Source organism: Dokdonella sp. (assembly GCF_049593775.1).
Classification (GTDB): domain Bacteria; phylum Pseudomonadota; class Gammaproteobacteria; order Xanthomonadales; family Rhodanobacteraceae; genus Dokdonella.
In genome coordinates this window covers 1-11,465 of the sequence record NZ_JBAWHJ010000429.1, presented here as the reverse complement: position 1 = coordinate 11,465, position 11,465 = coordinate 1, and the positions used below count along the sequence as shown (strand labels likewise).

Below are 11,465 nucleotides of genomic sequence, written 5' to 3'. Positions count from 1 at the left end.
CACTACAATCGACTCTTCTACACACTGAGAACGACTGTGTAGAAAGCAAGGCAATCACTATCAATCCAGGTTGCTATTGAGCGCACCTTGCCAGCCCACACCGCCCTTAGCTCTCCAAATCTCCGATCGCGGAGCGGATATTCTCTGCATGGCCAGGCTCAGACACAGGCTCCAGCGTCTCTGTCTTGTCCAGGATCCTGATCACTGAGCGGCGAATGTTCGGGCGCTTCGGCTCTATCGGCCCATTGATCCGGATGCTGCTGCGTTCGATGGTACGTCGCTCGATCATCTGGCGATCTGCGCGGTGGATAGTGTACTCCAGCTCCTCGTCTTCCTTTCGCATGGCCAGACCAAACGAAAACGGAATCGTTTCCTGGGTGGATTGCGCCGCTTGCAGTCGGGAAGCAAACGACTCCAGCGTGGCCCTGTCGCAGTTCTGCAGAAGGATCACGAATTCGTCGCCGCCAAGTCGAACAATGGAATCATCCTTGCGCACCATGCGCTCAAGGAAACGGGCCGTGCGGATGATTGCCTGATCGCCGGAGCGATGGCCGTAGGCATCGTTGTAGCGTTTCAGGTGGTCGATATCGATAACCACACAGGCCCAGCTGGCCCCTGGCAGAGCATCGACCTGGAATGCGGCGAGATGGCTGCGGTTGTAGCATCCGGTCAGGGGATCCTTGCGCGATTTCTCAAGCAGCTTGCGTTCATTGCGGCTGCGATCGCTGATGTCGATGGCGCAGCAGACTACCTGCTGGCTCTCGTCGGCAGCCGTGCGCAAGCGATTGCGGAACTCCCATACCTGCTCACTCCCATCACGACCCAGCATGTGCACCGCGCCGGAGTCATGCCCGGTTCTGGCGACCTCGAGCAGATAGGCGACAAATGCATCGTGCTGACGAGGCACGATGAACTCCGAAAGTTCGTGCCCGACCAACTCGTCCTCGGAATATCCCAGAGCTCGCATGAATGCCGGATTGACCATCTGCAGCTTGCCAGACAGGTCGTGGGTAAAGACGATTCCCAGGCTCAGTTCAATCAGTTCGCGCGCATTGCCTTCACTGGTCTGCAGGTCGCTGGCCAATTGCAGCCGCGCGGTGACGTCCGTGACAACCACCAACCACACGGAAGATCCATTCTGCTGGATGCACTGGACATCAAGCTCAACCCAGATGGCACTGCCGTCAACACGATGGTGTCGCGCCAGACCGGAAACGGGAGGCGCGCTGCCCGGGCTTTCGCCGGCAGGCGCGGAGTGCTGAAGCTGGGCAAACTGTTTACCGCGGAGTTCCGCAAGATGACAGCCATATAGCGCAGAAGCAGCGGGATTCGCTGCAACGATCTCGAAGAACTCACCCTCGACCAGCAGCGTCGGGATCGGCGATGCGGCGAACAACGTTTCGCCGGAAATGCCGCTATCGCCAACCCCGTTCACCGACTCACCAGCCTCATGAGCTTGCGTCGTGCTCGAATGCCGATGATTTGCGCGACGCCGCAACGAAATCATGATCGCGATCACCGATGCGGTCAGCAGCAAGGCGAGGAGTGGAGGCGCCAGCAAATTGGTATTTGCGGCAATGGCAAGGATCAGTGCCAAGGCGACGATGGAACAGAGCATGGGTCGCCGCAACGCGCCGGATTGCGTCGGCGCTGCAATCAGTGTTGCCAGTCGGGTTTGTTCATGGCGCTTGCGAGCAAACATGCGAAAAGCCTGATGCATACATCACACGCACGGACAGCCGTTGTCCGCAATCGGTTGCGCGCCCCCATCAACGAAGACCAGTCAATCTGCAGCGCCAGCAATGGCATGGAACGCCAACGCTGGCTCGACAGGTCGACGGCAGACTACCCAGCATCAAACGGATGAGCGTTGCGCGTGCTGCGAAACAGGCAAGCAAGCTGTGTGCCATGCAGGCGGCCCGCGATCCGAACCCCGGCCCTCACCCGGCGAACAGCAGGAAGCCTTGGCTGCAGCGACCTTGCTGAAAGGGAATATGCATCGCAGACAAGGAGTTGCAGCGAAGCGTCGCTGCACGGGTCTGGTCAGGATCGCTGAGGCCCAGGGCTCTGCGATCAGCGAAACGTCACGGCCGAAGCTCGAAACGAGGGCGGCCGTTCACGAATTGTCACAATATCGCAACCAGCGCTGGCCGCTCAGTCGCGCATCAGGGTGCTCTTGCCGAACAGACTTTCGACGAGATCCACGGCGAGGATCGCGGTCCTGTTGTGATCATCGAAGGCGGGATTCATTTCCATGATGTCGATCGATCCGATATTCCCGCGATCAGCGATCATCTCCATGCAAAGCTGTGCCTCACGATAGTTGGGGCCGCCGGGAATGGTGGTGCCGACGCCAGGCGCAATGCTCGGGTCAAGGAAGTCGACGTCGAAACTGACATGCACATGCGTGTTGTCATCAATGTCGGCCAGTGCTTCTTCCATCACGCGCTTCATGCCGATTTCGTCGATGTAACGCATGTCATAGATATCGAGTCCGGCATCGCGCACGAGCTTCTTCTCGCCGGAATCGACCGAGCGAATGCCGATCTGGCGAATGCTGTCTGGCGTCATCGCTGGTGCGCTGCCACCGAGCTCGGTGAGCTCGCGGGGGCCGAGTCCACAAAGGCAGGCGACCGGCATGCCATGGATATTTCCCGATGGCGTCACCGAGCTTGTGTTGTAGTCGGCATGTGCATCCAGCCAGAGCACGAGCAGACGCTTGTTGCGCTCGCGACAGTGCTGGGCGACGGCTGTAATCGAGCCGATTGCCAGGCAATGATCGCCACCGAGCAGCACGGGCAATCGATCCTGAGCCAGCTCAGAGGCCACGGCTTGCATGACCAGCCGATTCCACTCCTGGACCTCGGGCAAGTGTCGATAGCCGTGGGTCGGACCCTGCCAGGGATTCATCGGGCCGGTCAGGTTGCCGCGATCAATCACGTCGATTCCGCGCTGGGCCAGGGCTTCCGCGATGCCTGCAACACGCAGGGCTTCGGGTCCCATTGAAGCTCCGCGGTGGCCCGCACCAATGTCGGTCGGGGCGCCAATCAGGGAAACCGGTAGGTAACGAGGCATGATCAGGTTCTTCCTGGACGAGGGCGCGCAGGATAGCGCTCCTGTGCGGGCATGGCCAATGAACACCGGCCAACCACCTCGTTCAGGTGAAAGACCAGACGATGCTACGACTGCGCGTCCGCGATGGCCTCATGCGTGCGCGCTGGCGATGCCGCAGCCTGATCCAGCGCCTGCAGCAGCAATGCAATCAACGGATCCAGTCCATCCAGGCCGGCATGCCCAACTGGTTCAGGCGTATCTGTCTGCCGGAACTGCTCCATCAGGACATCTGCCTTGGCAGCAATCTCCCCGATTTCGCCGTAGCCATAGGACGGCGCCGATCCGGCAAGTCGATGGACCAGCCGCATCAGGGATTCCTGGCGCTCGGGATCCAGACGATCCGCACGGTACGCGCACCAGGCCAGGTCGACGCTGGCCCGCTTGTTGGGCAGCGATGCATGGTAGCGCTCATGCAGCGCCTGCAGTCGCAATTCCGCACCAACCATCCGGACTCCTCGATTCAGCGTATCGGTGGACGATCAACCGAGACTAACGCTTCCCGCCACGGGTATCCGCGGTGTAACGATGTTTAACGACCTTTGTCAGTGCAAATCATTCGATTGCATTCGTACATGCTAACTTTGCCGCCTCAAACGTACCGGGGTTTCCCATGAACGACCTGACATCCAGCGTATTCGCGCAACTCGATTCATCAACCATCGAATCCATCGCGGGACAACTGGGAATGGATCCGGCCCAGGCCAGCAACGCGATCCAGCAAGCATTGCCGCTACTGGTGGGCGGACTGGCGCGAAATACTGCGACTCCACAAGGTGCGCAATCCCTGCATTCCGCCCTTGAGCGCGATCACTCGTCCGTCGACATTGGCGGACTCCTGGGCAGTGTCCTGCGTGGCGCTTCAGGTGCAGGCGGTCAGGGCGGCGGTATCGCCGACATCCTCGGAAGCGTGCTGGGCGGAGCAACCGGGGGACAGCGCGCTTCAGCAGGTGGCGGCGCCGGTGAAGCGATCCTCGGACATATTTTTGGCGGCCGTCGTGATCGGGCTTCGCAGGGGCTCGGCCAGACCAGCGGGCTCGGCAGCGCGGGTGCATCACAGCTGATGGCCCTGCTCGCGCCCATCGTAATGGCCGCCCTCGGCAACATGACGCGCAAGCAGAACATGGACTCGAACGCACTCGCTGGCGTGCTCGGCCAGGAAAACAATCGCTTGCAGCAAAGTGGCGTAGGCGGATTGCTCAGCGGCGTTCTCGATACCGATGGCGATGGCGAAATCAGCATGAGCGAAATGCTGCAAGCCGGCGCGGGCCTGATGGGTGCGTTTGGCAGGAAATAGGTAGAACGCTACATTCAAGAACCGTAGGAAGCGGCTTCAGCCGCGATACTCTTCGATTGGCATCAGGAGCAGAGGCACCGCGGCTGAAGCCGCTTCCTGCGAAAAGAACAACGCCACGCTAGTACAAGCCTCGATACCTCCGGCCGAGATCAGCTTTTTCCAGAAGGCCTGTCAGGGGCGATGCTCTGACCAGCCGTTCGGCTGTTGAAGGCCTGCACGCCGCAACAGAAGCATCGCCTCTGGCTGGCCTCCTACCAGGAGCGCTCGCTCACGGGTGCGCTGTCGGAGAATCCTGTGCGCGCTTTTCCCGGCATGCGCGATTCAGTTCGCTAATCTTCGCGCGTGACGCGCAGCACTTCCTCGGTCGTGGTCAGTCCGGCCAGGCATTTGCGCCAGCCATCCTCGAGAATACTCGGTGCGAGTTTGCGGGCATGCCGTTCAAGTTCGGCTTCAGACGCGTTCTCGTGAATCAGTCGACGCATCGCTTCATCCACCGGAACCAGCTCGTACACACCGGTACGCCCCTTGTAGCCGGCGTGCCGGTTGCCAAGCTCGGCGCGGGGGCGATACAAGGTCGCGACTTCATCGGCCGGCCGGCCAAACGCGGCCAGTTCCGTCGGCGTCGCTGCATAGGCTTCGCGGGTTGCCGGATCCAGGGCCCGGACCAGGCGCTGGGCGAGGACACCGACCAGGCTTGAAGACAACAGGAACGGCTCGACACCCATGTCTCGCAGGCGCGCGACAGCGCCCACCGCGGAATTGGTATGCAGGGTGGAAAGCACGAAATGGCCCGTCAATGATGCTTGCACAGCCGTCTCGGCCGTATCGAGGTCACGAATCTCGCCGACCATCACCACGTCCGGATCCTGACGCAGGATTGCACGCAGTCCACGCGCGAACGTCATGTCGACGCGCGTATTGACCTGGGTCTGGCCGATTCCGTCGATGTAGTACTCGATCGGATCCTCGACAGTCATGATATTGCGCGAGGAATCATTGAGTTTGAGCAAGGCGCCATACAGCGTCGTCGTCTTGCCTGATCCGGTCGGGCCGGTGACCAGAAGGATGCCGTGCGGACGGGCAATCATCGACTCCAGACGCGTACGCGATTCGGAATCCATGCCGAGCTGGGCCAGATCAAGTTTCCCGGCCTGCTTGTCCAGCAATCGCAGCACCACGCGCTCGCCGTGTCCGGCCGGTATCGTCGAAACGCGCACATCCACCGGCCTGCCGGCAATGCGCAATCCGATGCGTCCGTCCTGCGGCAGGCGCTTTTCGGCGATGTCCAGCTTCGCCATGACCTTGATACGACTGACCACGGCATTGGCGATGCCTTTTTGTGGCGCAAGCACTTCGCGCAACACGCCATCGATGCGGAATCGAACCACCAGTCGGTTTTCAAACGGTTCTACATGGATATCGGAAGCACCTTCCTTGACGGCCTCGGTAAGCAAGGCATTGATCAGCCGTATGATCGGCGCATCGTCCTCACTTTCAAGAAGATCCTCGGGCTCGGGCAGCTCATCGGCAAGGGTCTTGAGGTCCAGACGCTCATCGAAATCCGAAACCATGGCACGCGCATCGTCACCCTGCTCGTAGAGATCCCTCAACAGTCTTTCGAACTCGGCCGGCGGATAGGCCGTCAGATGCAGATCAACGCCCAGATGGCGGCGCAATTCGGCCAGCACTTCAGGACGTACACCCTGGCGGCAGGCCACATCGGCTGCATCGGCCTGCCAGCCGGTCAGGGTCACGCCGTGCCTGCGTGCGAAACCGAAACCCGGTCGCGCCGGGCGCGGCTCGGCCCGGGCGGCCTCAGTCATTGCCGGTTCCTGCTTTTCGGCGCCGCATCGGTTTCGATCAATTGAGTCGGTGTGCTCAGGAAATCCTGCTCGTCCGGCAGCAGCGGCCGCTCTGAACGCGGGGTCAGCAAGGCCGGATCCTCGCGCAAGCGCAGTTGCTCGGTACGCATGTAGTTGTACTTCTCGCTCGAAACCGCGGCTTCGGCGATTTCATCGCGCAGGATCTGCGGGCGCAGGAACACCATAAGATCGCGCTTGTCGTTCTGGTTTGAACGATAGCGAAACAGGTTGCCGATCAGCGGAATGCTGCCAAGACCCGGCACCTTGCTGTTGTTGTCCGTAGTCAGCGTATCCACCAGGCCACCGAGGACCAGCAAGCCCTTGTCGGCGACCAGCACGTTGGTGTTGATTTCGCGCACATTGGTGATCAGATCGACCGCCCCGGTGACCGGCGGTGCCAGCGAGGAGAGCTCCTGATGAATGTCCATGCGCACCGAATCACCTTCGTTGACGTGCGGCGTCACCTTCAGGATCAGGCCTACATCCTTGCGCTCGATGGTCTGGAATGGATTGGTGACCTGGCCGTTGTCGCCGGTACTGGCCGTGTTGGTGTACGAACCGGTCAGGAATGGCACCTGCTTGGCGACCTTGATTTCAGCCTCGTGGTTGTCGAGGGTCAGGATCGAGGGCGTGGACAGGATATTGGTTTTTCCATCGCCACTCAGTGCACGGACCAGCGCACCCAGATTGAGTATCTCCGTGTCGGTGCCCGGAATCTTGAGCGTGCCGTTGACATAGCCTAGCGACAATCCGCCGAGGCCGGAGAATCCCAGCGGGTTGGTAGCCAGGGCGGTCAGACTGGAATTGCCATTCGGACCGACGTAGTTGGTTCCACCGATGACACCCTCACCGATGGTGCCCTTTCCGTTTTGCGGGGCCGTGAACCATTGCACGCCGAGCTCGGTGGCGGTGGAATCGGATACTTCGGCGATGATCGCTTCGATCAGGACCTGGGCTCGACGCACATCGAGCTGACGCACTACCGAAGCCAGCGAACGGTACACGGCAGGTGGCGCGCTGATAACCAGCGAGTTGGTCTGCTCATGGGCCTGAATCGTCGCGATCGACGCATTGCCCGTGCCACTCGCCTCGCCCTGTGTGGCGGTGGGGGGCGCAATTCCTGTCAGCGTTGCAGCAACACCCTGCAGGATCGGCACGAGATCGGCCGCATTCGCGTTGCGCAGGTAGATCACCTGGGTATCGCCACCATTCTCAAGCGGGGTGTCCAGGTGTGCGATCAGGGCGCGCATCTTGAGCCGCGCATTCTTGGCACCCGCCAGCAAGACGGAATTGGTACGCGTATCGGCGAATACGCGTGGTGCTTCACCGTTGGCCTGGGCGACATTGTCCTGGGCGAGCGAAGTCAGCGTACGCGCCATTTCGGCCGCGTTGGCATTCGCCAGCGGAATGACCTCGACCTCGGCATCGGAAACCGTATCGATGCGCCGGATGATATTGACCAGCCGGGCCACGTTGCCGGCGCGATCGGATATGACCAGTGAGTTTGACGGCGCATGGGCGATCAGCTGGCCGCCTTGCGGCATCAGCGGGCGCAGGATCTGGATCAGCTCGTTTGCCGAAACGTGCTTCACCGGCACGATCTGGGTAATCAGCTCGTCGGTTGCATGCTCCTTGGCACCGTTCAGCGACGCCGAGCCGTCCTGCTGGGCCATCGCCTCCGGCACGATCTTGATCATGCTGCCCTGGTTGATTGCGGCATAGCCGTGAACGCGCAGCACCGACAGGAACACATCGTAGATTTCATCCGGCAGCATCGGCTTGGCCGATATCACCGTGACCTTGCCCTGCACGTTGGGGCCGAGGATGAAATTCTTTCCGGTAATTTCCGATACCGTCGCGATCAGCGCCTGGATATCGGCATCCTTGAGGTTCAGGGTGTGCCGACCGTCCGCGTTGCCCGCGACAGTGGACGCTTGTGGCTGGGCGTGGGCAGTGACCGCCAGCAGGCACGCTGTCAGCAGGACCATTCGAGACAGGAAGGCACACTTCATCGGATCAGACTCTCGCTCAATTGTTGCTGTGGGTCAGGAAGTCGCAGTCGACTCCATCATCCGAACCATGGCAGGTCGCGCAAGCGTAGCAAAGCCCGACGCCAAACGTGTGCCTCCACTCCCCGCCCCCGGACAATCCATACCCTGCTCTACTTCAGTTGAACGGTAATCTCGGCAGGCTGGCCGTCGCGGGTCACGGTAACGCGCACGCTGCTGGCATTGCGCAGGCTTTCAAGAATTTGCTGGCCGCGGGCAACCGAGTCCACCGGCACGCCATTGACCGCTGTGACGATATCGCTGGGACGCAAGCCCAGCCGCGCCACCAGGGCGGGGTCGCCATTGGCTGCAGAAACGCGAACTCCCGAGATACCGTTGTCGCCGATGACCGGGTCGATGCGCACGTTCTTCGCGAGCTCGACAGCGTTGCCGCCGCCGACGTTCTCCATGGTCTTCTGCCAATCCATTGCGCCGTGGGCGATATTCGGCGGCTCGAAACTGGCAATGCCCGAACTGTTCACGGCCGGCGCGGTGTTTCGCGGCACGGCCCCGCCACGCATGGCCGACGGAATCGGCTGGACCCGGCCCGAGGGTTCATTGCGCTGCAACGCCAGGACTTCCTGCGCACCCGCATGCAGGATGACAACGCGATCGGGATGGACTTCTTCGAGGGTGACCCCGGGGGTGATTTCCTCGCCGACACGCCAGGCACGCTCGGTACCTTGCTCGTCGGTGATCACTGCAATCCCGGTTCGCGGATCGGCATCCGCGAGGGTTCCGCGCAGGCTCAGGCTCAAGGTGGTCGTCGGCGCATCGCGGCGCGAATTCAGATATTGAGGAGCATCACCAAACAGGTGCCACTTGCCTATCGAGATCGTGGGGGCACTGCTGGCCACGGCGAATTCGCGCTGCGCGCCGCCAGCCAGGCCATCATCGCCCGGAACCAGCAGCCAGAACGTGCGCGCCAGTATCCAGACCAGAAGTACGGCCAGTGCGGCGAAACTCAGCCACGCTCCGCGTTCCGACAGGCGATCACGCTTGCCGGCAGTCCAACCAGCCATGTTCAGGCGACTCAGCATCCGCGAGTGGCTCCAGCAGGAATCCGGAGGTGACTTTATCAAATCGGCCACCGACACAGTGCCTGGCGCGGGCGCGATCGTGCACGCGTCAGGCATTTGGTCGGTTCGTGAGCCGCTTCCCTCGGGGGCGGACTGTCAATCGGGTCAGTGGCGGCCGAAGAAGCTCGCGATCCGATTGAAGAAACCCTGTTTCTTGTGCGGAGCTGCAGCCGTTCCCGTCTCGGGAGCGGATGCCGGTCGCCCATTGTCGCCGCGCGGCGCACGTTCGCGACGTGGCTTGCGCTCGCTCTTGCCGGTTTCGGCCTGGCCATTCCCGGATCCGGATTCTGCCGAAGTCGTGTTCTGCTCGCCCGTCTTGGTGCGGTTGCGACCACGACCTCCGCGGCGCCTGCGCTTCTTGGCGGGATCCGCACCAGACTGCTCCGATACCGATGCATTCGTGGCTGGAACCGGGCTGGCGACCTCGCTTGCTGCAACCGGCGGTTGCGCAGACGATTCGCGTCGGGGGCCACGGCTGCGGCCTGCATCTGCTGGCCGCGCTGTTCGCGGGCCGGCATGACGCGGCTTCTGTTCTTTCGGCGGCGCTCCAGCCGTGTTGCGAAGGTCATCCTCGGCGTTGGCAGCAGCATCCTCATCGGACTGAGCCGATTTCGCACGCACGCGCGGCGGCGGCACGACCAGCAGTTCCGGCTCGACCCGGGCTGTAGGAATCTTCTGATCGATGTAGGCCTCGATATCGGGCAGGCCCATGGCGTAGAGATCGCAGGCGAAACTGATCGCATCGCCTTCCGCACCGAGGCGGGCCGTGCGTCCGATGCGATGCACGTAATCCTCCGCGTCCTGCGGGAGGTCAAAATTGAATACGTGCGACACAGCCGGAATGTGCAGGCCGCGGGCAGCCACATCGGTGGCCACGAGCATTTCGATATCACCCTTCTGGAAGCGTGCAAGCAGGCGCTCGCGCTTGGCTTGCGGAACATCACCGGACAAGGTTGCAACCCGGTAGCCATTGCGTTCGAGCGCGCGCGTGACGCGCTCGGCCATCGCCTTGGTGTTGATGAACACGATGCTGCGTTGCTCCTCGAGCTTGCTCAGCAGATTGAGCAGCAGCGGCATCTTTTCCTCGGTCGCCGGGAAATAGACCACCTGGCGCACTCGATCGGCGGTCACGTTCTCGGTTTCCGCGGTGAGCTTCTCCGGGCTGTTCATGTGCTCGTAGGCGAGCTCAAGCACACGGTGGCTGAGGGTTGCCGAGAACAGCATGCCCTGGCGTTCGGCCGGCGGCGGCATGCGTCGAAGCAGGAAACGGATGTCCTTGATGAAGCCGAGATCGAACATCCGATCGGCTTCGTCGAGCACGCAGACATCGACCGCACGAAACGATACGACGTGCTGCTTCAGGTAATCGATGATGCGTCCGGGCGTCGCTATGACGATGTCGACACCGTTCTTGAGTGTCTCGCGCTGCTTCTCGTAATCGACACCGCCGTAAATCAGGGCTGAGGTCAGGCCGGTGTGTCGGCCGATGCTGCGGAAATCTTTTTCGATCTGGATCGCCAGTTCGCGAGTCGGAGCGAGGATCACGGCACGCGGGTCGCCGGTCTTGCGTTCGACCAGCGCTGGCTTGGTCAGCAGCCGGTTGAGCACGGCCACCAGAAATGCGGCGGTCTTGCCGGTGCCGGTCTGGGCCTGTCCGGCGATATCCTTGCCTTCAAGAGCAATCGGCAGGGTCAGCGCCTGGATCGGCGTGCAGCGGATGAATCCCGTGTCATTGAGACCTGCCAGCAGGCTGGGATGCAGGTCGAAGCTTTCAAAGACAGTATCGGTAAGCGGTTGTGAATGTGTCATTCAATGGGGGTCTCGTGAAGGCGGCGTCGGTGAGCAGCGGTGACGGAGCCTTGGCGGCAGAATTCTGCGGCTGCGAGGGTTTGCCCTGTCAAACGGCGCCAGTCGCGGAACATGCATGGAACCGGGCGCATGTCGCTGAATGGTTCGTGTCAGGATGTGAATCCGGTCTCGCGATCCGAAAAATCTGCCGCCAAGGCTCCTTGTGCGGAAATGATCCGCCCCCAACTTGCGCAGGACAGCCGATTGGGCTGAAATGGAC

Annotated in this window: 8 protein-coding genes; 1 reads left to right on the top strand and 7 read right to left on the bottom strand. The window is 61.6% G+C overall.

Going from position 1 to position 11,465, the window contains the following annotated elements; genetic code table 11:
- Nucleotides 1–106 precede the first annotated feature (106 nt).
- From WBP53_RS14825 to WBP53_RS14815, 3 genes are all read right to left on the bottom strand, one after another.
- Nucleotides 107–1,702: a sensor domain-containing diguanylate cyclase gene (locus WBP53_RS14825; protein WP_423930272.1), complete on the bottom strand. Its 1,596-nt coding sequence runs from the start codon at nucleotides 1,700–1,702 to the stop codon at nucleotides 107–109.
- Nucleotides 1,703–2,154: 452 nt separating this feature from the next.
- Nucleotides 2,155–3,078 carry an arginase gene (gene rocF / locus WBP53_RS14820; RefSeq protein ID WP_423930274.1) on the bottom strand — a complete coding sequence of 308 codons (924 nt, stop codon included), beginning with the start codon at nucleotides 3,076–3,078 and terminating at the stop codon, nucleotides 2,155–2,157.
- A 101-nt stretch (nucleotides 3,079–3,179) separates the two neighbouring features.
- Nucleotides 3,180–3,560, bottom strand: a complete 381-nt coding sequence (locus WBP53_RS14815) for an Hpt domain-containing protein (RefSeq protein WP_423930270.1) — start codon at nucleotides 3,558–3,560, stop codon at nucleotides 3,180–3,182.
- Between the two features lie 164 nt (nucleotides 3,561–3,724).
- Between WBP53_RS14815 and WBP53_RS14810 the strand changes: the two genes are divergently transcribed.
- Nucleotides 3,725–4,408 carry a DUF937 domain-containing protein gene (locus tag WBP53_RS14810; RefSeq protein ID WP_423930268.1) on the top strand — a complete coding sequence of 228 codons (684 nt, stop codon included), beginning with the start codon at nucleotides 3,725–3,727 and terminating at the stop codon, nucleotides 4,406–4,408.
- A 329-nt stretch (nucleotides 4,409–4,737) separates the two neighbouring features.
- Here the strand turns inward: WBP53_RS14810 and gspE are convergent, their stop codons facing one another.
- From gspE to WBP53_RS14790, 4 genes are all read right to left on the bottom strand, one after another.
- Complete coding sequence (gene gspE, locus WBP53_RS14805; protein ID WP_423930266.1) at nucleotides 4,738–6,231, bottom strand: type II secretion system ATPase GspE; 1,494 nt, start codon at nucleotides 6,229–6,231, stop codon at nucleotides 4,738–4,740.
- Nucleotides 6,228–8,282, bottom strand: a complete 2,055-nt coding sequence (gene gspD, locus WBP53_RS14800; RefSeq protein WP_423930264.1) for a type II secretion system secretin GspD — start codon at nucleotides 8,280–8,282, stop codon at nucleotides 6,228–6,230. Before gspD ends, gspE begins: the two co-directional genes overlap by 4 nt.
- Before the next feature lie 149 nt (nucleotides 8,283–8,431).
- Complete coding sequence (locus tag WBP53_RS14795) at nucleotides 8,432–9,340, bottom strand: type II secretion system protein N (protein ID WP_423930262.1); 909 nt, start codon at nucleotides 9,338–9,340, stop codon at nucleotides 8,432–8,434.
- A gap of 162 nt (nucleotides 9,341–9,502) precedes the next feature.
- On the bottom strand, nucleotides 9,503–11,206 hold the full coding sequence (locus WBP53_RS14790) for a DEAD/DEAH box helicase (protein WP_423930260.1): 1,704 nt from the start codon (nucleotides 11,204–11,206) through the stop codon (nucleotides 9,503–9,505).
- Nucleotides 11,207–11,465 lie beyond the last annotated feature (259 nt).

Excerpts from the sequence above, each read along its gene's own strand:
- WBP53_RS14795 (WP_423930262.1), bottom strand. The coding sequence starts at position 9,340 with ATGGCTGGTTGGACTGCCGGCAAGCGTGATCGCCTGTCGGAACGCGGA.
- WBP53_RS14825 (WP_423930272.1), bottom strand. The coding sequence starts at position 1,702 with ATGTTTGCTCGCAAGCGCCATGAACAAACCCGACTGGCAACACTGATT.
- WBP53_RS14790 (WP_423930260.1), bottom strand. The coding sequence starts at position 11,206 with ATGACACATTCACAACCGCTTACCGATACTGTCTTTGAAAGCTTCGAC.
- gspD (WP_423930264.1), bottom strand. The coding sequence starts at position 8,282 with ATGAAGTGTGCCTTCCTGTCTCGAATGGTCCTGCTGACAGCGTGCCTG.
- WBP53_RS14815 (WP_423930270.1), bottom strand. The coding sequence starts at position 3,560 with ATGGTTGGTGCGGAATTGCGACTGCAGGCGCTGCATGAGCGCTACCAT.
- gspE (WP_423930266.1), bottom strand. The coding sequence starts at position 6,231 with ATGACTGAGGCCGCCCGGGCCGAGCCGCGCCCGGCGCGACCGGGTTTC.
- WBP53_RS14810 (WP_423930268.1), top strand. The coding sequence starts at position 3,725 with ATGAACGACCTGACATCCAGCGTATTCGCGCAACTCGATTCATCAACC.